Consider the following 22,932-nt stretch of genomic DNA (forward strand, 5'->3'; position numbering starts at 1 on the left):
GGGACTATTATGGAGCAGAAGCCGTATCAAAAACAATTAGCGACGAGCAAAGCTCACTTTACCTTCGCGCAACAAGTCAGTGATTGCAGTTGCCGACATTGGACGGCAGAACAACATGCCCTGGCCCATATCGCAACCGAGTGATTGCAGAATAGACATCTGCTGAATCGTTTCAACACCTTCGCCAACCGTGTGCAAATCCAAACTTTGTGCAAGCGAAATAATACTTCGAATGATATTAACGTTGGTTACGCGATCTTGCTTCTGGCTACTAAGTTGGGAAATAAAGTACATGTCAATTTTTAGATTATCGACTGGCAGTTGGCTGAGATAGGCTAATGAAGAATAGCCTTTACCGAAGTCATCAATCGATAATTTAATCCCCAAATCCTTGAATTGATGAAGCACTTTGACGGTGTTAACCACATCTGTCATGGCTGCACTTTCGGTGATTTCAACTTCCAGAGCACTGCCAGGAATGTCATAAGTGCGCATGGTATCGGCAAATTGATTGAGCAGGTTGAAGTTGCGTAAATCTTTGATGGACAGGTTTAAAGCAACAGTAGTATCAATACCCATATTGCGCCAGGAGACAAGTTGTTTACAGGCCAGATCAGTAACCTGTTGGCTCAGCTCATGGACTAAAGTACTTTCTTCAGCAATCGGGATGAAAACGCTTGGTGCAATATCGCCATGGTCTGGATCGTACCAGCGGCATAGCGCCTCGACACTTTTGATCGCGCCGCTCTTTATATCCACACGAGGCTGGTAATAAAGGCGTAAATGATCATTAGCAATGGCAGTTTTAAGCTTCTTCTCCACAGAGCGACGGCGATTCTCACGTTCGCTATGGCGCAGTTCATACAGTTGGTATTGATTGCGTTCTTTTTTCGCCGAGTACATTGCAATATCGGCAAAACGGAATAAGTCTTCAGCTTTTTTACTGTGATCGGGAAAAATACTAATGCCGATACTGGCACCAGTCTGAACAGTATGACTATCAGCTTTAAAAGGCGTTCTGAACTGCTGGAGAATTCGTTCAGCAATGTGGCGGGCTTCTTTTTCAGAGGTTTCCGGCAGAACAATGGTGAACTCATCGCCGCCCACGCGAGCCAAAGTATCGGAGTTACGCAGGCATTTATGGATGGTTTTGGCGACAGCTTGCAGCAATGCATCACCAATAGAGTGACCAAGCGTATCGTTGATTTCTTTAAAGCGATCCAGATCGATATACATCAATGCCAGTTTGGATTCATTCTTTACCGAGTCGGCAAGTCCTTTGAGTAAACGTTTACGAAGTAAATAACGGTTGGGCAGCTGTGTTAATGGGTCATAATTAGCCAGGTTATGGATCTTTTGCTCGGCTTGCTTACGCTCAGTGATAACGTGGAAATTGACCGTCACACCCTGAATATCGGGGTCACCGAGATGATTGACCAAGCGGCTTTCAATCCACAACACATGCCCATCTTTGTGGTTAATACGACGTTCCACAACAGATAAGGCGCCCGGATTTTCAGCGACATAACGTAAATTCGCTTCGGCTTCTTCGCGGTCTTCTTCAAAAATAAACATTTCGAGGGTTTTACCGATAAGATCCGCCTCGGTATAACCTGTAACACGCGTCACTGATGGTGAAATGTAGGTCACATTCATATTGTGGTCATACATCAAGATACAGTCATAGCTGTTCTCGACTAAAGTGCGATAGTATTTATCTTTACGGCGAAGAGCTTGTTCGGTTTCGAAATCTTTTTGAATTTGATGAATCGAGCCAATTTCGACAAGGGCATTACCATCGTCATCACGTGAATAGATTGTGCTATGTACCTGGATCCAGATCCATTCGCCATCTTTCTTTTTCACTCTGAAATCGGCTGGAATTACATCTTTGTCATCACTTGCAGACAAGCGTTTTTCCTGCTCTTGGACTACAGGAATATCATCAGGATGAACGGTTGAGTAAACACCTTCAGGCATTGCTTCGAACTCTTCCTGCGAGTAGCCGAGCAGATTACTGAAGTATTCCAGACCTTCGACGAATAATTTAGTGCGATAATCAAGCGTATAAAGAAAGATCGGCGCTTTGTTGAGAACAGTATTTTTATATATTGAGAGCAAGCTGGGCGATGGCTCGCCACTGTCTGAGGTAAGCTCAGGTGCTGGTTGTAGTGAAACCAAGACATTAAGGTGTGATTTATCTTTAGGCAGTCGAGTGATAGAAGCAATAAAATAACGCTGTTTGCGAATATCAGGCAAGGTTACTAAGGCGCGATTTTTCTCACCACTGAGCAATTCTGCTGGTAGCCACTCTTTCAGTTCTATCCCTTGAAGTGTCGAAGTTGATATAGACTTATCAATACAGATCGCTTTTATAACGTATTTATCGTTACATACGAGAACTGCTGAATAGTCATTTTCGACAAGGCTTTGTAGGGTAGATTCAGGTAATGGAGGTTTACTGAACATCAAAACTAAATCCGCCTTTATTGGGTACTCCCTGTTCGTTGAATAAGCATAACCATCAATTGTTATAAGTGCAAATATGACTTGTGAAAAAGGATACTCAGGTAGCATCAATGGAAAGTTCGGCAGATAAGAGACTTTCGGTTTGAGATTAGGGTGAGAAAGGCTAAAATAGCGGCAGAACGTAACAGGATACAATCTAATGACGATTAGAAAATTTAATCAGCACCAACCGCAACTAGGTAAAAAGGTCTATGTTGACGATACAGCGTTGGTGGTTGGCAATGTTCATATTGGTGAAGACAGCTCGATTTGGCCGATGGCCGTATTGCGTGGTGATGTGCATTCAATTCATATTGGCGCACGTACTAGCATTCAAGATGGAACCGTATGCCATGTGACCCATGCCGGCCCCTACGATCCCGAAGGACACGATCTCTATGTTGGAGATAACGTCACCATTGGGCATAAAGCTATCTTGCATGGCTGCCGCATCGAAAGTAACTGCTTGATTGGAATGGGTACCGTGGTGATGGACGGCGCTTTGATTAAGGAAAAAGTGATTGTCGGAGCCAATAGCTTGGTGCCGCCGGGGCGTGTCCTAGAAAGTGGTTATCTTTGGGTTGGCTCTCCTGCCCGCAAAATTAGAAAGCTGACCGAAGAAGAAACCGACTTCTTCAGATATTCAGCAGATAATTACGTTAAGCTGAAAAATCAGTATTTAGATCAGGAAGATTAAAAAAACCGGCAAAAGCCGGTTTTTTATTATTCAAAGAGTTTAGAAGCTATAACTCACACTTACAGTAGTTGTGGTATCTCTTTTCTCGGCACCAACGGGCACTTCTGAGTTGTAGTTGATGTGATAGGCTAACTTAAGCGATAAGCTTTCAGAGATGCTGGTTCTCAAGGCTGTTTCCGATGAGTATGTATCAAGGTCCTGTCCCCAGATAGCAGTTACAGCTTGAGTAAAAGTGGCGGTCTCAGATATATTATAGAGATAATCTAAGTCACCACGAACGACATTTTCGGTTTCGTCATCACCAGCTTCCAAGGCATTAATTCGATAACCTAAGCCAAGACCTAGTGAGAAGTGACCAGAGTCATCATTAAAAATTTCATGACCGTATCCGACATAGGCGCCAGCCTGATAATCATAAGCACCGAAATAGTCATTCATGTAGTCGACTACGCTATAGACGAATGAACGTTCTGACAGGTCGTAACGATTATTCCATACAAAGGTATATCTTTCTGACTCACGAACTTCATCGTTCTCGCTCGACATGCCAGTGACATGAATGCCTGTTGACCACTCCTCTGAAATTCTTGTGATGTATTTAAAGGCACCATTTAAGCTTTCGGTTTCAGTATTACCGGATGTACTGATGTAGCCTATATCCAAGGTCCCGATGTAACCTTCTTCTGGTGCATCGGATAACAAACCGCTTTGTGCTAATACAGTTGGGGAGGAAAAACAAACGGCTAAAGCCACCAGGGATTTCTTAAAATTCATGCCACTCTCACTATTAAATCTATCAACAAGCCACTAAAGGGCGTAATTCTAACAAATCAATGAGCAATAAAAATATAGGAAATGTTATAAAACGTTACATTCGTAACTGTAACCAGTGGAATATTGTGGGGTAGTGCAAATTAATGGATTCGAGATAGTTGGAAAGGTAGCGTTTTGTCGAGCTAAGCTGATTGGGAGTGCTGACTTTTCCAATTTGTACTGAGTGAGCAAAGTCTTGCAGCTGCTTGCGCTGAAATGGAAAACCATCAGATGCAATCGCTAGTGGCCATTGATTAATGGCGGCTTGCCATAGCCATTGGCAAACATCATGCTCATGGATCAAATTTAGCCACTTGGGGTTATCGTATTCAGCGGAATCAAGCAAACTATCAGTCAGGCGTTGGCGTTGTGATGAATACAACCCAGAAGGTCTGATAATTAAAGTCTTGGAGTGTAGTTGCTTAATGTTTTGTTCGGCCTCAAGCAGAGTCTGTCCAGAAAAGGAATCTGGAATAGGTCTGGTATCTTCATTGATCACTGACTCTGTATTGCCACCGTAAACTGAGGTTGAGGAAACAAAAACACAATGAAAATCAGTCTGTTGCTGGTGCAAGAGGTCAATCAGATTGGAAACCGCTGTGATGTAGGTTTTGCGATAAGCAGACTCAGTGCGCTCGCCAGGTGCAAGAATGATAAACACTTTGCTGATTTTAGGAAGCTTTGGCAAAGCCTGTTCATCATTTAACAGGTCATAACAGATGTGATGCTCAGACCATCCTTTGGGGCTTCGGGATAATGTAATCGTCGGCTTATCCAATGATTTGAGGTACTGATAAAAACGCTGACCAAGCTTGCCAGCACCAACGATCAAGTTTTTGGCTTGATTAGTCAATTGATTCCACCAACATGGCTAAGCTTTTTTCGACAATCAAATTTTTACCCGCCAGTTTATTCAGGGTTTTAAGTCCCTTACCAGTCAGGAGAAGTATAAAAGGGCAGCCAAAGTTTTGCGCGCAATGATAGTCAGAACTGGAGTCGCCAATAAAGACTATTTCTTGTGGCTCAGCAGAAAACTTATTAGCAATATGTTCAAGCATTTGTGTTTCAGGTTTACGGCAGGCGCAACCATCGTCTGGATGATGAGGGCAGTACTCAATGTGATCGATATGGCCCTGATATTCATTAAGCAGACTGTCCATCTTGTTATGCATGGCATCCAAGATCGGCTCATCGTAAAATCCGCGAGCAATGCCTGACTGATTAGTAGCAATCGCTACTTTAAATCGTTGATTCAGCTTGGCGATGGCTGGCAAGCTACCGGCAATCGGAATCCACTCTTCGGGAGACTTAATGTAGTCGTCTGAATCGTGATTGATGACACCATCACGATCCAGAACTACGACTTTTATTTTTGACCAATCAATGGCAGACATAACTAATTTTAATTACTCGTATTTAAGCGTTAGTTTTGCAGCAAAGAAATATCAGCTACCGAGCCGAACAAGTCCTGCAATTTCTTCAACATGGCTAAGCGATTAGCTTTAACCGCTTCATCCTCTGCATTGACCATGACCTTATCGAAGAAAGCATCCACATCATCACGCAGACTGGCAAGATGTTGCAGCTTATCTTGATAATGGGTCATGGCTGCTAGTTTAGTTTCTGCATCGGCAATGGTTTTGGCCAAGGCCTGCTCTTCCGCTTCTTGCAATAGACTTTCATCAATTGAGCTAGGAACATCAATATCAGCTTTAGCCAAAATATTCTTCACACGTTTATTGGCTGCCGATAAGCTCTCAGCTTCTGGTAACGTCTGGAAGAACTGTACCGCCTTAATACGCGCATCAAAGTCAAGCGGCTGAGTGGGACGTAAAGCCATCACTGCAGAAATGGTATTGCTACTGACACCTTGATCGAGATACCAGGCACGGAAACGGTCAAGAATAAAATCGAGCAATGCAGTTTCAACATTGGCATTACTTAATTTGTCCCCGAAAGAAGCTTTCGAATGGGCAATCAGATCAATGAGATCTAGCGATAAATGATTTTCGACTATAGTCCGAATCAAACCAATCGCAGCTCGACGCAGAGCAAAAGGATCTTTTGCACCAGAAGGAGCCTGACCAATACCGAAAATACCGACCAATGAATCAACACGGTCAGCAATCGCTAAACACTGTCCCACCGGGTTTTTAGCCAGCTCATCGCCTGAGAATTTAGGTAAGTATTGTTCGGTCATGGCGATGGCAACATTTTCGTTTTCACCATCGTGACGCGCATAATAAGTGCCCATAACACCTTGTAGGTTATCGAACTCGCCGACCATGTTAGTGGCTAAATCGCATTTGGATAATAAGCCTGCACGTTTAGCCTGTTCAGCATCGGCGCCAATCATGGGCGCAATTTTTGAAGCCAGCTCGGCAACGCGTTCTGCTTTGTCTTGAACAGATCCCAGTTGCTTCTGAAAGACAACGTTGTTTAAGTGTGCCTGATGACTTTCCAGACTGACTTTTTTGTCTGTCTCAAAGAAGAACATCGCATCGGCTAAGCGCGGACGAATAACCTTTTCATTACCTTCGATAACACTTTGCGGACGTTTGCTTTCGATATTGCTGACCGTAATAAAGTTCGGCATCAGCTTGCCGTCTTTATCCAGCACGTGGAAATATTTCTGGTGTTCGGCCATTGAGGAGATTAAACACTCAGCAGGTACTGCCAAGAATTCAGTATCGAATTTTCCGGTCAAGGCCACAGGCCATTCCACCAAACTGGCCACTTCATCAAGCAGGCCTTCATCAATTTGCGCCACGCCGCCTATGGCATCTGCCTGAGCAATGACCTGGCCACGAATCTGTTCTTTGCGCTGCTCATAGTCAGCATTCACTTTAGCCGCTAACAGTTTAGGCAAATAATCATCAGCAGTATTAAAGGTGACCCAGTCCGGTGACATGAAACGGTGGCCACGCGATTGGTTGGAAGTTTTAACGCCCAATACGGTTGCGTTTAAGACTTGATCGCCAAACAGTAAAGCTGCCCAATGTACCGGACGAATAAACTGTTCGCTGCGATCGCCCCAACGCATTGGCTTTGGGATCGGTAATTTTTTCAATGCTGAATTGAGCATATCTTCAATCAATTCAGATAGTGGCTGGCCTTTTTGGGCAATGGTGTAACCCAGACGTTCGCCCTTATCGGTTTCGATGCGATCCAGTTGATCCACTTCAACACCGCAGGATTTGGCAAAACCAACGGCTGCAGGTTTGGCTGAACCATCATCATTAAAGGCTCCGGCAACCGCAGGGCCAAGACGCTCGACATTCTTATCGGGCTGACTATTCTCTAAATTACGGATAATTAACGCTAAGCGACGGGGTGCAGCATATTTTTCGATGCTATCGAAGGAGAAGTCATTGCTTTGCAAATTTGCTGCAAGGTTATCGCGCAATGCATCGCTTAATGTTTTTAAGGCTTTGGGTGGTAACTCTTCGGTACCCAATTCAAACAATAAATCGTGTTGTGACATTATTATTTCTCCTCCGATTTATTGGCTTGGCTTTTACTGTTGTTAAGCATTGGGAAGCCTAATGCTTCGCGAGCGGCATAATAGCTTTCGGCCACTGAGCGCGCCAAAGCACGCACACGCAAAATAAAGCGCTGGCGTTCGGTAACTGAAATGGCATGACGTGCATCTAGCAGGTTGAAGGCATGCGACGCCTTAAGTACCATTTCATAGGCAGGCAATGGCAAATTATGTTCCATTAAGCTCATTGACTCGCTTTCGCAGTAATCGAAAAAGTCGAACAGCTTTTCAACATTGGCGTGCTCGAAGTTATAAGTGGATTGTTCCACTTCGTTCTGATGAAACACATCGCGGTAATAGACTGTGCCCAAAGGACCATCAGTCCATACCAGGTCATAAATACTGTCCACACCCTGTAAATACATCGCAATACGCTCAAGACCGTAGGTAATCTCGCCCATCACCGGTTTACACTCAAGACCGCCTACCTGCTGGAAGTAGGTAAACTGAGTCACCTCCATACCGTTGAGCCAGACTTCCCAGCCCAGACCCCAGGCACCCAGAGTCGGTGATTCCCAGTTATCTTCTACGAAACGAATATCATGCTCCAGCGGATCAAGCCCCATTGCTTTCAATGAGCCAAGATACATTTCCTGAATATCCAATGGAGAAGGTTTAATCACTACCTGGAATTGATAGTAATGCTGTAAGCGGTTTGGGTTTTCACCGTATCGACCATCGGTTGGACGACGGCAAGGTTGGACATAGGCCGCGCTCCAAGGCTCAGGGCCAATGGCGCGCAGAAAGGTTGCGGGATGGAAAGTACCAGCGCCGACTTCAAGATCCAGCGGCTGCTGAATCACGCAGCCCTGCTCGGCCCAATAATTTTGTAAGGTCAGGATTAACCCCTGAAAGGTCTTAGTATCTGCCACAATCTGTGCCCTTAATGGATGCTTATATGCTTTATTCTGTGCAAAGAGCGAAATTATACGGTAATTCAGGTTATTTTCTAACCTTAAAGCGTGAAATATCGGGCTTTTTGTCGAATTCAGACTCGTGGTAACATTTGTTGAAATAAAAAACACCACAATAAGATAAACATATGACCAATCGATGCGGTTGGGTCAACGATGACCCACTTTATATTGAGTACCATGACACCGAATGGGGTGTGCCGACTTATGATGATAGAGCATTGTTCGAGATGTTGTGTCTGGAAGGTGCGCAAGCTGGCTTAAGTTGGTTCACGGTTCTTAAAAAACGTGCACACTACCGTAAAGTTTTCGATAATTTCGATGCCAAGAAGATGGCGACTTACGATGACGACAAGCGAGAAGAATTGCTTTCTGATGCGGGCATTATCCGCAACAAACTCAAAGTAAATGCCTTTATCGTCAATGCGCAGAATTATTTGCGCATCAAAGAAGAGCAAAGCTTCAGCGATTATTTGTGGCAGTTTGTTGGTGGTGAACCCATTGTCAATAACTGGAAAAGTCTTAAAGAAGTTCCTGTCACCACACCTGAGTCAGACGCCATGTCGAAGCAATTGAAAAAAGATGGCTTTAAGTTTGTCGGCTCAACAATCTGCTATGCCTTTATGCAGGCAACCGGGATGGTGGATGACCACACGATGGATTGCTTTAAAAGATAAAATCATCTTTTTAGTTCTGAGCTTTGTTATAAGTCTTTTTTCGTCAGTTATTATAGACATCACTTGATCTGGTCTGACCAGTAGTGGTAGTATCAAACGTACTATAACCACTGGAGATTACCAATCATGACTTTTAATACAGATATAGAAATACTTTCTGCCGTTAAAAACGGCGTGTTTGATAATGGCTTTAGAGATAAATACCCTCCCGCTGGTGTAATTAATAAAAAGTCTTTTGAGAAACTTAGAGCCGAAGGATTTATAAGTGTAGATATTGATGTGTCTGCAAGGGATGCATGGGGTTATAACAAAGTTGAATTGACTATTAATGGAGAAAAGTTCTTAGAGTATCTGTCGACTGTCAATTAATAGCTCGTAGATTAAGCGCTACTGACAACCATAGCTACCGCTAAATTAATCTTTTGTCGAAGATTTATTTCGTTTGAGATAACCGGCAAGCTGCTTGGCGATGCTGACAATCGATCCAAAGACACCAATGATGGCTGCGGATACTAAAATACCAATTTTAACTTTGCGGCTGAGCAGATCCCATTCGCCGAATTGCTCAGCAAAAACAAAACCAATAATGACGACCGAGATGATGTAGCAGATGATGGTAATTTTGGGCAGTGATTGGAACTTAACCATGATCTAAATGGTACCTAAGCTGAAGAACTCACCTGCAGAAATTACACCGAGATGCTTTTTATCGTCGATGACTCTTTCTTCGGCACGTTCAACCAATTCATAAAATACATTACGATGGATTAGGGCGTGGAGATTGCGACGTACCATAATATAAGGAGACGGCTCGCCGGTTTTGGAATCATGTTCAACCCAGACTGGATTCTCTTTGGTGAGAACAATCTGATTATCACAATTATCTTCGAAGCTGATAATGGGGCCTTCGACAGAATCTTTAACCTGCATACGAATAACCAGGAAAGGTGCATCTTCAACACGAATACCGAGTTTTTCAACCGGCGTAACTAAGAAGTACTTGTCATCTTCTTTCTTCAGGACAGTTGAAAACAGTTTGACTAGGCGTTGGCGGCCAATTGGAGAGCCTTGATAGTGCCAGCTTCCATCGCGTTTGATGACCAGTTCCATGTCACCACAAAAATCAGGATCCCATTTCTCAACAGGCGGCAATGATTTACCGTCGCTGGATTTTGCGAGCTCAGACAATATTTGGCCAAGATCTTTATCGGCTTGCTGCGGCTCCTGTTTATCAGACTCAGGATCTGAATGATTCATAATTAAGCGGCCATTCCTTTTTTAATCAGATACTTATAAGGCAGTTGCTTGGTATCACTACCAATCAGTTGATGTTCCATAAAAGTGCAGAACTTGGGAATATCGCGTGTTGTCGAAGGATCATCAGCTAAAACTAATAATACTTGACCATCCTCCATTTTACGAACATTAAGGCGCACCATCATCACAGGCTCAGGGCAACGTAAGCCAAGTGCATCGAGTTTGCGGTCGTATTGATCAAAATTGAGATGTGTCATAGTGTGGTCAAACAATTGCTGTATGCTGAAATTGTGCGAATTTTAGACTTTTTCGGCTATAACATGAAGCTAATACCACTTTATATAGTGACTATATATCGATTCGGTAGAAAGGATTGATTTTAACTACTAACCTCGTTAGGTTAGTATTGTGAATACATTAATCATAAGGAGTTAACAATGAACAAAGCGATTAATATCGGAATCAATGAAAACCACCGCGAAAAAATTGGTGATGGTTTGTCACGCTTGCTAGCGGATACCTACACACTTTACCTACAGACCCACAACTTTCACTGGAACGTCACTGGGCCATTCTTTCAGTCGCTGCATACCTTGTTCGAAACTCATTATACTGAACTGGCTGTGGCGGTAGACGATATTGCAGAACGTATCCGTGCTCTTGGTATTTTGTCTCCGGGCACCTACAAAGAGTTCGCCAAGCTGACCAGCATTAAAGAAGTTGAGGGTAATATCAGCACTGAAGAAATGTTAGAGCGTCTGGTCGATAGCCATGAAACGGTAGTTAGAACCGCGCGCGAGATTTTGCCATTGGCACAGGAAGCTGATGATGAATCGTCAGTCAGCTTGATATCAGACCGACTGGTGGTGCATGAAAAAACCGCCTGGATGCTGCGTTCTCATTTGCAGAAGTAAGTTTCTTGAATCAAAAGGTGACCTAAGGTCACCTTTTTTATGTGCGTTTACTCAAGCAAAACTGGCCATTACCTGATTTCGCCCTTCATTTTTAGCTTTATACAGTAATCGATCGGCTCGATTGACCACCAAATCCAAGGTTTCATCTTCTGGCAGGTATTCGGTCACACCGAAACTGGAGGTGACGGTTAATCCTGGGGCGATATCTTCGAAATTATAGGTTTCAAAATATTCGCGCAGACGCTCGGCTATGTTGTAGGCCGCTTTGAGTTCGGTGTCTGGCAGTAAAATCAGAAATTCTTCGCCACCGATGCGGCCAATGGTGTCGGTGTCGCGCAACACTGCCTCGCAGATATCGCGAGTAGATTGAATCACTTTGTCACCGATATTGTGGCCAAATCGGTCATTAATGCTCTTAAAGAAATCGATATCGAACAGGATGACACTGTAGGTTTTTCGTCCCGGGCCACTCGCTTTATGTTGTAGTTCTAGCGTACGGAAGACATGACGACGATTGGGCATTTTAGTCAAGTTGTCAGTGAAGGCCATTTGATGATTGGCTTTGGCTAAACTGCGGTAGCGCAACATGATCCACAAGGCAATCGCGATCACTGAGAGTAATAATAAGATCAGAACCCACAGCAGGTAGCTGTACTTGCGGCTTTCTTCGACATATTGTGAGTTAAGCTTATTCTCCTGTTCCAGTAGTTTGTTTTCGAAAACCAGGCGCTCCTGATCAAGTTGCTCGCGGGACAGGTTGGAAACATAGGTGAGATTGTCATTAAACTGTTTCCGGTATTGGGTATAAGACTCATTCAGTAATTCATAAGCTTGCTCAAAACTGCCATCTTCATAGAACAATTCACTTTCAAGACGATTAATGTAATGGGTGTCCTGACTGCCCAGTTGCTGAGCATATTCTTTGGCGAGACGTAAATGTTGCTTAGCTTTGTCTAACTGATCCAGTTCGAGATATATGCGAGTCAATTCAGTGTGGATTTCAAAACTAAATAATTCTTCGCCTACCTGTTTATGTAATTCTTGCGAGGTCAAAATATGGTTGAGTGCACTTTCGTAGTCTTCCTGATCCACTAATAACCGTCCTCTGACTTGATGCGCATAGGCTTTTAAGGATACGTCATTGGTATCTTTAGCGATTTGGAACGATTTATCCAGATAGCTGTTGGCTTGGTCGAAATCTTCAGAAGCCCGATAGGAGTCTGCAAGGTTGACGTATAAATAAGTGTTTTGCGTGTATTGCGGATTAGCCTCCATAATTTCAATCGCCTTTTTGAGATAGTCGATTGAGGATGGATGGTCATTTAGCGAACCGTACAGAATTGCAAAAACGTTGTAGGTTTCGACCAATTGAAAAGGATCGTTGCTTTCATAAGCATGAGCAAGAGCCAGCTCCATCAATTCGAAAGACTCTTGATACCGATACAGATAGGAGTTGATATAAGCGCGCTCTAACACGATATCGCTCAGTTTGTTATCTGGCCAAGATTCACGCACGTCCCGATAAAGCGCATCAGCAGTGAACTTTGCGTCGTTGAGATTACCCTCGGTCCGCAATACCAGCATCAACACATAGTTATACTCCTGGTATAGCGATGATGTATCGACGGTGTTGACCAAAGGCTTGGCAATATTGAGATGTTCGCGTGCGCGCAGCGGCTCATTGGTATGTATGTAATAATCGGCGGCTAAAATATTGGCTAGAGCTTCTGAGTGTGGATCCAGCTCATTGCGCAAAATTGATTGGACTTTATTGAGAAACGATTCCTGACTACGTTCAGGGATGGAGAGCTTACTCATGCCGTATAACTGGTTTTGTAGTGGTACGTTATCAGCAGGCGCAGCGGCAAAGCTCAATGCGCTTCCTAGCAAAAGCAAAAATGCTAATGATTTCGTGAGGTTAACCACGTTATTCCTTTAAATTATATTAAGTAAGTGAGATTACTGTACCCTATATTGATGCAAAAATGAACAATATCGCAATGCAAATTTGCATTGCGATATTGCAAGATTGAAATAATCTATTAAGGAAGCTTATTCAAAGAAGAAAGCAGGACGCTTAACCTCTTTAGGAGCAAGCTGATTCATGGTCTGAGCATCGTATAGACGGCCATTCAACATGACCATATTAACCTTTTCACTATTTTTTAGGTTTTCCAGCGGATCTGCGTCAAGAATGACTAAATCAGCCAGTTTTCCTTCTTTGATTGAGCCGATTTCATCAGCCATGCCAAGGATTTCAGCGCCATCCATTGTGCCTGCTTCGAGTGCTTGATGGGGTGTCATACCGCCTTGCTCAAACATCCAAAGCTCCCAATGGGCAGCCAAACCTTCGCGTTGACCGTGAGCACCGATACCGACTTTAACGCCCAGGTCACGTAATTGCGCGGTTACCGTAGCGTTGTTGATGTGGTTGTAATCCTCATCCGGTGCCGTATAGCGACGACGTGAAACCGGGTCAAGAATTTCGCGCGGTACAAACTTGGTCAATAATGGATGGTCAAAGACCTTGGTTTTGTCATACCAGTAACGCTCACCCCAGATACCGCCATAGGCAACGCCTAGAGTTGGTACATAAGAAGTCTGGCTCTGACTCCACAATTGCTTTACATCATCATAGATTTTTTCTACTGGGATCGAGTGTTCAATAGTGGTGTGGCCATCAATCACCATAGAAATATTGTGCATAAACAGCGAGCCGCCTTCAGGAACAACCAATAAGCCGGTCTGACGAGCAGCTTCAAGCACTTGCTGACGCTGGTCGCGACGAGGCTGGTTGTAACTCTTAACAGAAAAAGCACCTACGGCTTTCATGCGTTCAAGATGGCCAACGGCATCATCCAGGCCATTCACTTCTGCGGTAATGAAGTGATTCGCGCCATACAAAATGGTACCGGTCGAGAATAGGCGAGGTGCTGTGATGACACCGGCCTTCTGCATTTCGCTAGCCGAGAATACCGCTTCGGTATCCGCTGAAGGATTATGTGTTGTGGTCACACCAAAAGCCAACGAAGCCAGCGCATTCCAGTTCGTCTGAGGCTGGATCTGGTCATTGGCATAAGGGCCATGCCAGTGCACATCGACTAAGCCAGGAATAATGGTTTTGCCGGCTACATCAATGGTTTTAGTGCCCGATGGGATAGTAACATCACCACGAGAACCAACTGCCTTGATGCGATTGTTTTCGACCACAACAACACCGTCTTCGATAATTTGCTCACCTTCCATAGTGATGACCTTGGCACCAACTAGCGCAAGCGAGGTGTCAGGTTTATCAGCGTCAACGGTAAAGTTGATTCGGGTAGCTTGGGCTTCGGGAGCTTCGGCATCGTCATCAGCTTTATTGGTATTCAAGAATTCGAAACGCTCGTTAAGCGCTTGCTGATACAAGTCAGGACCCAACGACCAGGATAACGACTTGCTGTCTTCAGACCAGGCCAGATTGCTGCCTGCGAACTTCGAGAACTTACGCACCGGCAGGTTATTCGCGCTTGGTCCTGTGCTAATGGCTTTACCGCTTTGTACAAATGGCGTGACGTAAACCTGATAGCGTTGCGTGAAAGCAAGCCACTGTTGATCAGGCGATACTGCAAAATCACTGATCCAGTTGCCTTCATAGTGCTCCTGCATTCCGTTACCACGTAAGTCAGTGCTGACTAACTTAGTGCTGTAAGTTTCGCCACTCGGAGTGGTTTGCGAGAAGAACACGCGATTAGAGTTGCCAGCGAAGAAAGGATTGTTACCACGCTTGGATAGGACATACTGCTTATCATCATCAAGGTTAATGGCAATGATACCGGTGTCCTGTGAATACAATGGGCTGGTCAGGTAGCCACCAGAAATGGCTTGTGCCACAACCGTCTCACCATCAGGACTTAAGCTAGGATTGGCGTAATGACCGGGCTGCTGGGAAACAACTTTGCCGCTACCGCCGCGTGCAGATACCACACGTACAGTGCCCAGAGTCTTATCATCCCAGGTGGTGTAAACAATTTTACTTCCGTCTGCAGAGAAGCGAGGATAAAACTCAAAATGTTCATCCTGACGGGTCAAACGCTTAGGCTTACCATTCGGTAAACTCATAGTATAGATTTTACCCAGCGCTTGGAAAATGGCCTGATCACCATCGGGAGAAACTTGCAACCAACGCAACATTTTCGCATTGAACTTAGCTTCATAGGCGGCGTTTTTCTGGGTCATCGCCTGACGCATTTCGCGGCGGTCGTTCACCTCAAATGGAATATTGGTCACTTCTTTAGAAGCTACATCAATTTTGTGTAACTTACCCTGTGCCCAGAACACGATTTCATCGCTATCAGGTGTCCAGGCGAAGTTAGGATAAACGCCGTGAATGGCCCAGGTTTCCTGCATATCGCGCTCTAAACCCTCGTAAATAGGGAATTCAGCGCCGGTTTCACGGTTTTTCAGGAATAAAGCACTTTGCGCGCGGATACGACGCACAAAAGCGATGAACTTGCCATCTGGAGAAGGCGTTGGGCGTACTGCGCCGCCAGGGCCATCGATCCAGGTTTCGATATCACCGGTTTCGCGGTTAATCGCAAATACTTCATAAATCTGCTCATTCGAGTCTTTGCTGTACTCGAAATAAGCACCCGGGGTGGAATCGCGAGAAAACAGAACGTACTTGCCGTCAGGCGTAAAGGCTGGCTCGCCCAGATCTTTCTGCTCATTCGGACGCTTGTTCAACTGAACGCCGCTACCACCTGATTTATGGTAAAGCCAGATTTCGCCTGCACCTAAAGAACGAGTGCCGGTAAAGTGCTTACGCGCCGCGATATAGTTACCGTCGGGGCTCCACACAGGATTGTTCAATAAACGGAAATTCTCTTTAGTGACCTGATATTGATCCGAACCATCGGTATCCATGATCCAGATATTGTCACCTCCACCCTGATCGGTGGTAAACGCCAACTGCTTACCGCTTGGCGAGAAGCGTGGCTGCATATCCCACGCCATACTATTAGTAATATTCGTCGCCTTACCGCCAGACATTGGCATGGTGTAGATATCGCCCAACAAATCAAAGGCAATCGTCTTGCCATCAGGGCTAACATCAAGATTCATCCAGGTGCCTTCATTGACCTGAATATTCGCAAAAATAGGAGTGCCGGGAGGATTGTTCACATCCCACTTAGCCTTGTCCTCGTCTGCCGCCGTAGCTGAATTCGCCACAGTCCCCAAAGACAGCACCAACAGGCTGGATAAGATAGATAATTTCTTCATTGCCAGACTCTTTCGTTAGTTAATAAAAATGACTCAACCTAGCAATATAGAGAGGCAAAAGGCAATAGGCAAAAGTTCAGGCAAGTAAATTGTAAGAAAAGGTTAAATGGGGGGCCGCCAAAGGTTTTTTATTCTGACGAAAGTCAGGCGACGGGAGGGAGTGCCCGTGGTGCGACCAGAGAAAGTACCTTTAGGTGATCTGCTCTTATAGGAAGGGTACGACTTTGCCAAACCTATCTTATTGACCTGAGAAAAGTTTATATAGCCCAATAATAAGAATAATATTTAAACCTCCTAACGAGTGTCCAATCCACTTTTCACTACGAGTGTGAGCTTTAGATTGGAAATAACCAAAGGTAAAGCCTAAATACAAGAAGGGGACTGAAATAACAAGAATATAGAAGATGAGTGGCCCTCCATAATCAAACGCCTTGTCTATCCAGCCCATTGACCTAGTGAAAGATTTGTCGTCATCCGGTTTACTCATCACTGCCAATATGGTTTTGATCCCACTTATAGAAAGCAGTAACCATAAAGGTATTACTAAGCCAAGCCACTCTTTAGACATAAGATTACCAACTAACCCCCAGCCGCGAAATGCGCCATTTGATCATTATATGCCTTTGTAAAGGCTGTCCGCGTTGTAGCGCGTGCGACATAGTCGCGACAGTTCGGCAATTCGATTAAGCCATCAAACCGATGCACCAGACGCAATACATCTGCCATTAAAATATCTGCCACAGAGAAAGAATCAACAAGCCATTCTCGGTCTGCCAAAACAGATTCCATATGCTTCAACCGAGTATTAAGGAAGTTATCTATATGCTTACGCCCGGGAGTGTCGGTAGTGTCATCGGAAAATTGGTATAAGGACCAAGGTAAGCTTGCCATCTCAACTGAATTAAGCGCAGCAAATATCCATTGAATAACCTCACTGCGACTTGAAGGCTCGAAGGGCATTAACTTTTCGCTCCGCTCTGCCAAATGCAGCAAAATAGCACCAGTTTCGAAGATCTTAATCTCACCATCGGTCAACCACGGAACCTGTCCAAAAGGTTGGCGCGAAAAATGCTCTTCATTCCTATCGCTAAAAGAGACACTGTCAACTTTATAAGATAAACCTGCTTCCTCAAGCGCCCAACGCACGCGAAGATCGCGAACATATCCTCTTGGCATATCAGGAACCCAATCGAAAGTAGTAAGAGTAATATCAGTCATTCTTCCTGTCCTTGTCTGTTTCTAGCTTAATATCAGTTTCTTGGATATCGATTTCAAAATCACCAGATATAAACCAAGCGAAAAACGAAGGAAAACGATAACCCAAAAAAATACCAAGAATAATTCCTGGAGAAAGCTTAACCAGCAGTGATTGCAGTGGAAGTAACTCAATTGAGCCGAAGGTTGACACATATATAAATAACCAGGCAAAAGTTAATACCAGAATTGCTAAGGGAATCGCAAATATTCTTGTAACAAGCTTCATAAATAATCCATCATCAATGGTAAATATAGAGTACAGAATGCTAAAAAAGCATATCACAACAAGATGCTGTATATTACAAGGCATCCCATAAATTAAAAAAGAACAATGCGTAAAACAATAACTTCGATATTTGCAGGAATCCTTGTGGGAATGGCAGCCAATTCCGCCTTCGCCAAAGAAAGTACATGTTATGGCACTAGCTCCAATGGACGGCTAAAGGGTGGCGTACAATTACCTGAAAGGGGTCCTAACTATGTTGGCTATAGCGATATAGCTCATTTAGTCGGGCGAACTTTTGTGCATTCTGAAGTAAAGCAGATCGTTATTGACGCCTACAAGCAGTTGGAAAAAGAACAAACAGATAAAGTGTATAAGTATGCAGAAACTGGATGGGAAAAGGGCGGTCAATTTAAGCCCCATAAAACTCACAGGAATGGATTGTCAGTTGATTTTATGACGCCAGTCATTAATGGAAAAGGTGAATCAGTGCATTTGCCGACTAATCCTGCCAATCGCTTCGGATACGACATTGAGTTTGATAAGAACAACCAGTTTGAAGGTCTGACAATTGATTACGAAGCACTAGCCGCTCACATCGTTGCATTGGACAAAGCGGCAAAAGCGAGAGGCCATAAATTATGGCGAGTCATATTTGATCCAGAACTACAAAGTGGATTATTCGAAACACAATACGCAGAATACATAAAAGAGAATATTTCACTATCAAAAAATCGTTCATGGGTTAGACACGACGAACATTACCACGTAGATTTTGATATACCCTGCGAAAAGTAATCGATAATCATACTACAAAAAGTCACTGCGTCTTCTATGCTCGGCGGCAAGGATGCCTACTACAAACCCTACTGCTGATGCAGAAATTATAACTGCAAGAATTAATTCATCTTTATTAATTGCTATATTGATTAGTAATCCGACAAATGCCCCAAGTGATGTCATGGCACTTATTATCCACGCGAAATAAAGGCAGAGAATAAACCATTTACCAAAAGTACCAAAAATATCTTTTTTTTCCATATTGATTCTATTACAAATTATGAATTCGTGTATAAGACTTGATATCATCAGAAAGCAGCTTCGATTAGCGAAACTAGATCAAGGTTTGTTCAATTAAACTTTGAAGTCACTATCGCTCCTTCGAGGCTACAGTGCTGCTTATTGCCGTAAGTAATTTACCAGCTATTCTTTCCATCATCTGGATTCATTACACGCTCCACTTTATTAACGAACTCTTGTTGTAGGCTAGAGGGCGAACCGCCGACATGGATTATTTCCGACAGTAACTTCATAGAAGATTTTTTTTGTTCAACTGAAAATTTCTCTAGTGATCGTTGCAGAACTTTCTCTGGTGAGCGAAACACATCCTCGCCCGGCCCTAGAAGATAGACACTCGACCCCAACAGTTGTGAAGCTTCTTGTTCGGATTGGTTAAATGTATTTCTGAAAATATTCTTAAGCGCCTCCTTCTCTTCGATGGAAAGGTCGCCATCAATTTTCGCGGCAGCTGTGGCAATTAATGCAATAGCGTCGATAGGTTTATCAAGACCATAGACCGGATTGCCAGTAGCCATTTTCGACCATGCACGACGACGTTTCCACGCCCATGGGTTGAGCCAACCGATATCAATCCTCATTCGTTCCATGACGTAGAGTAACGTCCCCAACGCGGTTAATAATCCAATAATGATGTGCACAGTATCTCCTTCGTTATTTTAATGAGGCACTTAATACCATAGTTATGTATTTTCATCGTGCGCTTCCCAGTCTATTTCTGTTGCCATCGACTCGTAACTATCAGGGTGAAGCACCATCTTTGCAAATGATTGGCTTTCATTTCTAATGTGACCTATGCCGCATAGGCAACCACAATGATACATAAGTGTCCTTGCTTTGGTTAATACTTATTTTTGAACTGAGGCAGTGACGAATCCAGCACCAACGAGCATGCCGCCGCTCACCTTATTAAATCCGTTCTGGAAATGGGCTGAGTGAACTTTGTGGCGTAAATACCCTGAGGAAAGCGCATAAAATAAAGCACTCGCGCCAGAAACCAGCAGGAAGGAAAACGCAAGGATGATCATCTGTGGTAAGACGGCTTTGTCCGGTGCGATAAAAAGAGGGAAAAAGGCCATAAAAAATATGATTCCCTTGGGGTTTAATGCGGTCACAATCAACGAATCGCGATACAACGAACGGCTTGCCATTGGTTTGATATCCACTTGAGAGCTGATGGTGGCCCTCGCTTTCCATGATTTAATGCCAAGATAAATTAAGTAGGCAGCTCCCAGCCATTTAACAGCATTGAACAAAGCGGCAGAGGCAGAAAGCAATGCTCCGACACCAGCCAGCGACAGACTCATTGCAATCAGATCGCCTGTTAAAACGCCTGTTACCAAAGGGATAGCCGATTTTTTACCGTGGCTGAGCGCCTGGCCGATAACGAGAAAAACCGTCGGGCCTGGTGTAAAACATAAAACCATTGCCGCAGCAATAAATGAAATCCAAATTTCGATGCTCAATTGATACTCCTTAGGCTTAAAGCGACAACTAGAATTACTGGATTATAAAGTGAAGTTTGTGCATGTCCAAAAATGGCACAAAATAATAAAGAACTCCTTTCAATACTTATCCAATTGCCCACTCGACGGCTTTTGCTGCATGGATGGCAGTTGTATCATAAATAGGTACATCGGTGTGCTGCTGGTTGATTAACATACCTATTTCAGTGCAGCCAAGAATGATTGCTTCTGCCCCAGATTTTGTTAGTTCTTTAATGATACGAAGGTACTCTTGTCGAGATGCATCTTGAATGTTGCCGAGACAAAGTTCGTTATAGATAGTGTTATGCACCAGCTGCCGATCGGCTTTATTGGGGATGACGACCTCTAGACCATAGGTTTCAATTAAGCGCTGTTTATAAAAGTCCTGTTCCATGGTAAATGCAGTACCTAAAAGGCCAACCTTTTTGATGCGGTCTTTCACCAACGCCTCAGCAGTGGCATCAGCAATATGAAGAAGAGGAATATTGATGTTCTGTTCAATGTCAGCAGCGACTTTGTGCATGGTGTTGGTGCAGATTAGAATAAAGTCGGCACCTGCAGACTCGACACTTTTTGCAGCTTCAATAAGTATATCCGCGGTACCAGCCCAGTTACCACTGTGCTGTAATTTTTCAATCGGATCAAAATCAACGCTATGCAGGACTATCTTTGCAGAGTGGAGTCCTCCAAGGACTTTTTTTACTCGTTGATTAATTTCTCTATAGTAGCCGATTGTGCTTTCCCAGCTCATGCCACCAATTAGTCCAATGGTTTTCATGCTATTCATGATACAGCCTGAATGTGCTGATTATTTAATTCCAAATTAACCATCAAAGCAAACCTAATCCTCAGATTTATTCTTCCATTGCCCCCAAGGGTCATTACTGTTCTTAGCTGAGCTTTTACTAGAGCGAGAGCTGTCAGGGCGCTGATTATCTTTCCTATTTGAGTATTGTCCTCGTGGAGCGCCTGAACCTTTATTGTGCTTATAACGATGACCGCCACTCTTATCATAGTCAGCGGCTCTTTTAGCACGCTTTTCGTGTAGTTGCTCAGCATCTTCCAAGCTTAATTCGGCAGGTTCTCCTGGTTTTTGATCGTCTGGAATGATCCGGTCTCTAGGAGGAATATGTAACTGATCGGAAGGTGCTTGAGGCATCCTTTTAAATTGATACAAATAAAAGGCTTCAACTTTTTCTCGCGCCCATGTCGTGTTTTTAAGAAATTTAACACTGGATGCGACGCTTGGATTGGTCTTAAAGCAGTTGATGTTTAAATAAGCGTAGAGGATTTCAAAACCATAATGATCGACTAATTCAGTGACCAAGGCTTTTAAACCGACACCATTTAAAGGGTTATTCTTGTAATTTATTTCTTCGGTCATACGAGTATCCAGCAAAAACGAGCAACAATAACTCATTATAGCTGAGGTGAGAGAAACTAAAACAACTTATACACAGAAATAAGATGAAGTTTAGTGTTTCAAAACCTTTGAATTCCAAAACAGTATCAGAAGAAATGCGAGTAACAGATTACCGTAAAGCATAAACGGATACATATCTGGTGAAATACGAAGCCATTCTCCAGTAAAATTCATCATGGCGTGGAAAATCAGAACTGCCAGAATACTGCGATGTGTTGAGTTATAAACATGGGCGATCATCAATGTATGGCAGATTATCATTGGTAGCCACCAATAGAGTTCAGGATGAAAGGTGGTGTTGGCATAGTAGCCGGGGAAATAGACAAAAGCTGCATGCCAGATAGCCCAAACTAGTCCATTTATCAATGCTGCAATGGTGGTACTGAATCGTTGTTGTAAGACATCAAGATAAAAACCGCGTAATCCCATCTCTTCAATTGCTGGGAACACAAACGACAAAAGTATTAGAAACAGTAATTGTTGAGGTTCTATGAAGAGTGACCAGTGAACATTTACGGGGGTGTCTGTGATGCCGAGCATAATGGCAAAAAAAGCCATAAGCAGATCAAAAGCTAGCCAAAATACAAGAATGAGCAGCCACCAGCTGGTTGATATGCGGCGCCAGTCGAATAAGCGATGAATGAGATCAAGCAGCTGTGCTTTTCCACCACTGAGGGCTGTCAGGCTGAGCCCAGCAATGACTGGACTGGCACCGCCCAGTAGAAACCAGATGATATTGGGGTAGGCCCAAACCGACTCATCAGAATAAAATATGGGGCTCCAGAACAAATAAGCCCAGCCGAGATAGACTATCGGAAAAGCAATAATAGGATGCTTTTGAATCCAGCTTTTAAGGTTTGCTTTCATTTGTGTTAATGCTTA

The 22,932-nt window shown here is 43.8% G+C and carries 25 protein-coding genes; 5 read left to right on the top strand and 20 right to left on the bottom strand.

The annotated features are described in order from the left end of the window. Positions 1 to 36: 36 nt before the first annotated feature. On the bottom strand, positions 37 to 2,469 hold the full coding sequence (locus tag ACN0VI_RS02275) for an EAL domain-containing protein (protein WP_331892073.1): 2,433 nt from the start codon (positions 2,467 to 2,469) through the stop codon (positions 37 to 39). Between the two features lie 199 nt (positions 2,470 to 2,668). On the opposite strand from ACN0VI_RS02275, the gene ACN0VI_RS02280 reads away from it, so the two are divergent. Then, a complete protein-coding gene (locus ACN0VI_RS02280) occupies positions 2,669 to 3,205 on the top strand; it encodes a gamma carbonic anhydrase family protein (RefSeq protein ID WP_331892075.1) in 537 nt (178 codons plus the stop codon). A gap of 39 nt (positions 3,206 to 3,244) precedes the next feature. On the opposite strand, the gene ACN0VI_RS02285 is transcribed toward ACN0VI_RS02280, so the two are convergent. The 5 genes from ACN0VI_RS02285 to glyQ all read right to left on the bottom strand — a co-directional run bounded on the left by ACN0VI_RS02285 (position 3,245) and on the right by glyQ (position 8,431). Then, the gene (locus ACN0VI_RS02285; RefSeq protein ID WP_331892077.1) at positions 3,245 to 3,979 is read right to left on the bottom strand and encodes a DUF481 domain-containing protein; all 735 of its coding nucleotides are present in this window, start codon (positions 3,977 to 3,979) and stop codon (positions 3,245 to 3,247) included. Positions 3,980 to 4,073: 94 nt separating this feature from the next. Next, a complete protein-coding gene (locus tag ACN0VI_RS02290; protein ID WP_417445634.1) occupies positions 4,074 to 4,871 on the bottom strand; it encodes a sugar nucleotide-binding protein in 798 nt (265 codons plus the stop codon). Further along, on the bottom strand, positions 4,864 to 5,412 hold the full coding sequence (gene gmhB, locus ACN0VI_RS02295; RefSeq protein WP_417445635.1) for a D-glycero-beta-D-manno-heptose 1,7-bisphosphate 7-phosphatase: 549 nt from the start codon (positions 5,410 to 5,412) through the stop codon (positions 4,864 to 4,866). The genes ACN0VI_RS02290 and gmhB overlap by 8 nt, the downstream gene beginning before the upstream one ends. A 29-nt stretch (positions 5,413 to 5,441) precedes the next feature. Beyond that, positions 5,442 to 7,502: a glycine--tRNA ligase subunit beta gene (glyS, locus tag ACN0VI_RS02300; protein ID WP_417445636.1), complete on the bottom strand. Its 2,061-nt coding sequence runs from the start codon at positions 7,500 to 7,502 to the stop codon at positions 5,442 to 5,444. A 2-nt stretch (positions 7,503 to 7,504) separates the two neighbouring features. Beyond that, positions 7,505 to 8,431, bottom strand: a complete 927-nt coding sequence (gene glyQ / locus ACN0VI_RS02305; RefSeq protein WP_417445637.1) for a glycine--tRNA ligase subunit alpha — start codon at positions 8,429 to 8,431, stop codon at positions 7,505 to 7,507. 170 nt (positions 8,432 to 8,601) lie between these two features. Here glyQ and ACN0VI_RS02310 point away from each other — a divergent pair, with 170 nt between their 5' ends. Beyond that, positions 8,602 to 9,150, top strand: coding sequence for a DNA-3-methyladenine glycosylase I (locus ACN0VI_RS02310; protein ID WP_417445638.1), 549 nt, complete (start codon positions 8,602 to 8,604; stop codon positions 9,148 to 9,150). A gap of 126 nt (positions 9,151 to 9,276) precedes the next feature. Next, positions 9,277 to 9,519: a hypothetical protein gene (locus ACN0VI_RS02315; RefSeq protein WP_417445639.1), complete on the top strand. Its 243-nt coding sequence runs from the start codon at positions 9,277 to 9,279 to the stop codon at positions 9,517 to 9,519. Between the two features lie 45 nt (positions 9,520 to 9,564). On the opposite strand, the gene ACN0VI_RS02320 is transcribed toward ACN0VI_RS02315, so the two are convergent. Genes ACN0VI_RS02320 through tusA form a run of 3 tightly spaced genes read right to left on the bottom strand, consistent with a single transcriptional unit; the run spans position 9,565 to position 10,664 of the window. Beyond that, positions 9,565 to 9,798 (bottom strand): hypothetical protein, encoded by a 234-nt coding sequence (locus ACN0VI_RS02320; protein WP_417445640.1) that lies wholly within the window; start codon positions 9,796 to 9,798, stop codon positions 9,565 to 9,567. Between the two features lie 3 nt (positions 9,799 to 9,801). Beyond that, positions 9,802 to 10,407, bottom strand: a complete 606-nt coding sequence (locus ACN0VI_RS02325) for a DUF1285 domain-containing protein (RefSeq protein ID WP_417445641.1) — start codon at positions 10,405 to 10,407, stop codon at positions 9,802 to 9,804. A 2-nt stretch (positions 10,408 to 10,409) separates the two neighbouring features. After that, the gene (gene tusA / locus ACN0VI_RS02330; protein ID WP_417445642.1) at positions 10,410 to 10,664 is read right to left on the bottom strand and encodes a sulfurtransferase TusA; all 255 of its coding nucleotides are present in this window, start codon (positions 10,662 to 10,664) and stop codon (positions 10,410 to 10,412) included. A 180-nt stretch (positions 10,665 to 10,844) separates the two neighbouring features. Between tusA and ACN0VI_RS02335 the strand changes: the two genes are divergently transcribed. After that, complete coding sequence (locus ACN0VI_RS02335; RefSeq protein ID WP_331890587.1) at positions 10,845 to 11,321, top strand: Dps family protein; 477 nt, start codon at positions 10,845 to 10,847, stop codon at positions 11,319 to 11,321. 51 nt (positions 11,322 to 11,372) lie between these two features. Here the strand turns inward: ACN0VI_RS02335 and ACN0VI_RS02340 are convergent, their stop codons facing one another. The 5 genes from ACN0VI_RS02340 to ACN0VI_RS02360 all read right to left on the bottom strand — a co-directional run bounded on the left by ACN0VI_RS02340 (position 11,373) and on the right by ACN0VI_RS02360 (position 18,066). Beyond that, entirely contained in the window at positions 11,373 to 13,196 is a 1,824-nt protein-coding gene (locus ACN0VI_RS02340; RefSeq protein WP_417445643.1) for a diguanylate cyclase, read from the bottom strand. Positions 13,197 to 13,373: 177 nt separating this feature from the next. Continuing rightward, positions 13,374 to 16,583 (bottom strand): amidohydrolase family protein, encoded by a 3,210-nt coding sequence (locus ACN0VI_RS02345; RefSeq protein WP_417445644.1) that lies wholly within the window; start codon positions 16,581 to 16,583, stop codon positions 13,374 to 13,376. A 238-nt stretch (positions 16,584 to 16,821) separates the two neighbouring features. Continuing rightward, positions 16,822 to 17,151 (bottom strand): hypothetical protein, encoded by a 330-nt coding sequence (locus ACN0VI_RS02350; protein ID WP_417445645.1) that lies wholly within the window; start codon positions 17,149 to 17,151, stop codon positions 16,822 to 16,824. 11 nt (positions 17,152 to 17,162) lie between these two features. After that, positions 17,163 to 17,801: a glutathione S-transferase family protein gene (locus tag ACN0VI_RS02355; protein ID WP_417445646.1), complete on the bottom strand. Its 639-nt coding sequence runs from the start codon at positions 17,799 to 17,801 to the stop codon at positions 17,163 to 17,165. Next, positions 17,794 to 18,066 (bottom strand): hypothetical protein, encoded by a 273-nt coding sequence (locus tag ACN0VI_RS02360; RefSeq protein WP_417445647.1) that lies wholly within the window; start codon positions 18,064 to 18,066, stop codon positions 17,794 to 17,796. Before ACN0VI_RS02360 ends, ACN0VI_RS02355 begins: the two co-directional genes overlap by 8 nt. Positions 18,067 to 18,216: 150 nt before the next feature. On the opposite strand from ACN0VI_RS02360, the gene ACN0VI_RS02365 reads away from it, so the two are divergent. Beyond that, a complete protein-coding gene (locus ACN0VI_RS02365; protein ID WP_417445648.1) occupies positions 18,217 to 18,861 on the top strand; it encodes a penicillin-insensitive murein endopeptidase in 645 nt (214 codons plus the stop codon). A gap of 12 nt (positions 18,862 to 18,873) precedes the next feature. On the opposite strand, the gene ACN0VI_RS02370 is transcribed toward ACN0VI_RS02365, so the two are convergent. The 6 genes from ACN0VI_RS02370 to ACN0VI_RS02395 all read right to left on the bottom strand — a co-directional run bounded on the left by ACN0VI_RS02370 (position 18,874) and on the right by ACN0VI_RS02395 (position 22,917). After that, the gene (locus tag ACN0VI_RS02370; RefSeq protein WP_417445649.1) at positions 18,874 to 19,104 is read right to left on the bottom strand and encodes a hypothetical protein; all 231 of its coding nucleotides are present in this window, start codon (positions 19,102 to 19,104) and stop codon (positions 18,874 to 18,876) included. 155 nt (positions 19,105 to 19,259) lie between these two features. Continuing rightward, a complete protein-coding gene (locus ACN0VI_RS02375) occupies positions 19,260 to 19,781 on the bottom strand; it encodes a TerB family tellurite resistance protein (protein WP_417445650.1) in 522 nt (173 codons plus the stop codon). Between the two features lie 207 nt (positions 19,782 to 19,988). Continuing rightward, the gene (locus ACN0VI_RS02380; protein WP_417445651.1) at positions 19,989 to 20,606 is read right to left on the bottom strand and encodes a LysE family translocator; all 618 of its coding nucleotides are present in this window, start codon (positions 20,604 to 20,606) and stop codon (positions 19,989 to 19,991) included. A gap of 106 nt (positions 20,607 to 20,712) precedes the next feature. Next, positions 20,713 to 21,405, bottom strand: a complete 693-nt coding sequence (locus ACN0VI_RS02385) for an aspartate/glutamate racemase family protein (RefSeq protein WP_417446560.1) — start codon at positions 21,403 to 21,405, stop codon at positions 20,713 to 20,715. A gap of 63 nt (positions 21,406 to 21,468) precedes the next feature. After that, a complete protein-coding gene (locus tag ACN0VI_RS02390; protein ID WP_331890577.1) occupies positions 21,469 to 22,011 on the bottom strand; it encodes a VF530 family DNA-binding protein in 543 nt (180 codons plus the stop codon). 90 nt (positions 22,012 to 22,101) lie between these two features. Next, positions 22,102 to 22,917 (bottom strand): CPBP family intramembrane glutamic endopeptidase, encoded by an 816-nt coding sequence (locus ACN0VI_RS02395; protein WP_417445652.1) that lies wholly within the window; start codon positions 22,915 to 22,917, stop codon positions 22,102 to 22,104. Positions 22,918 to 22,932 lie beyond the last annotated feature (15 nt).

The organism is Kangiella sp. (assembly GCF_048265365.1).
Classification (GTDB): Bacteria; Pseudomonadota; Gammaproteobacteria; order Enterobacterales; family Kangiellaceae; genus Kangiella.

What these genes read in the sequence shown, in the direction of transcription:
- ACN0VI_RS02275 (WP_331892073.1), bottom strand. Translation starts at nt 2,469, where the DNA reads ATGTTCAGTAAACCTCCATTACCTGAATCTACCCTACAAAGCCTTGTC.
- ACN0VI_RS02280 (WP_331892075.1), top strand. Translation starts at nt 2,669, where the DNA reads ATGACGATTAGAAAATTTAATCAGCACCAACCGCAACTAGGTAAAAAG.
- ACN0VI_RS02285 (WP_331892077.1), bottom strand. Translation starts at nt 3,979, where the DNA reads ATGAATTTTAAGAAATCCCTGGTGGCTTTAGCCGTTTGTTTTTCCTCC.
- gmhB (WP_417445635.1), bottom strand. Translation starts at nt 5,412, where the DNA reads ATGTCTGCCATTGATTGGTCAAAAATAAAAGTCGTAGTTCTGGATCGT.
- glyS (WP_417445636.1), bottom strand. Translation starts at nt 7,502, where the DNA reads ATGTCACAACACGATTTATTGTTTGAATTGGGTACCGAAGAGTTACCA.
- ACN0VI_RS02310 (WP_417445638.1), top strand. Translation starts at nt 8,602, where the DNA reads ATGACCAATCGATGCGGTTGGGTCAACGATGACCCACTTTATATTGAG.
- ACN0VI_RS02315 (WP_417445639.1), top strand. Translation starts at nt 9,277, where the DNA reads ATGACTTTTAATACAGATATAGAAATACTTTCTGCCGTTAAAAACGGC.
- ACN0VI_RS02320 (WP_417445640.1), bottom strand. Translation starts at nt 9,798, where the DNA reads ATGGTTAAGTTCCAATCACTGCCCAAAATTACCATCATCTGCTACATC.
- ACN0VI_RS02325 (WP_417445641.1), bottom strand. Translation starts at nt 10,407, where the DNA reads ATGAATCATTCAGATCCTGAGTCTGATAAACAGGAGCCGCAGCAAGCC.
- tusA (WP_417445642.1), bottom strand. Translation starts at nt 10,664, where the DNA reads ATGACACATCTCAATTTTGATCAATACGACCGCAAACTCGATGCACTT.
- ACN0VI_RS02335 (WP_331890587.1), top strand. Translation starts at nt 10,845, where the DNA reads ATGAACAAAGCGATTAATATCGGAATCAATGAAAACCACCGCGAAAAA.
- ACN0VI_RS02345 (WP_417445644.1), bottom strand. Translation starts at nt 16,583, where the DNA reads ATGAAGAAATTATCTATCTTATCCAGCCTGTTGGTGCTGTCTTTGGGG.
- ACN0VI_RS02350 (WP_417445645.1), bottom strand. Translation starts at nt 17,151, where the DNA reads ATGTCTAAAGAGTGGCTTGGCTTAGTAATACCTTTATGGTTACTGCTT.
- ACN0VI_RS02355 (WP_417445646.1), bottom strand. Translation starts at nt 17,801, where the DNA reads ATGACTGATATTACTCTTACTACTTTCGATTGGGTTCCTGATATGCCA.
- ACN0VI_RS02360 (WP_417445647.1), bottom strand. Translation starts at nt 18,066, where the DNA reads ATGAAGCTTGTTACAAGAATATTTGCGATTCCCTTAGCAATTCTGGTA.
- ACN0VI_RS02365 (WP_417445648.1), top strand. Translation starts at nt 18,217, where the DNA reads ATGGCAGCCAATTCCGCCTTCGCCAAAGAAAGTACATGTTATGGCACT.
- ACN0VI_RS02370 (WP_417445649.1), bottom strand. Translation starts at nt 19,104, where the DNA reads ATGGAAAAAAAAGATATTTTTGGTACTTTTGGTAAATGGTTTATTCTC.
- ACN0VI_RS02385 (WP_417446560.1), bottom strand. Translation starts at nt 21,405, where the DNA reads ATGAAAACCATTGGACTAATTGGTGGCATGAGCTGGGAAAGCACAATC.
- ACN0VI_RS02390 (WP_331890577.1), bottom strand. Translation starts at nt 22,011, where the DNA reads ATGACCGAAGAAATAAATTACAAGAATAACCCTTTAAATGGTGTCGGT.
- ACN0VI_RS02395 (WP_417445652.1), bottom strand. Translation starts at nt 22,917, where the DNA reads ATGAAAGCAAACCTTAAAAGCTGGATTCAAAAGCATCCTATTATTGCT.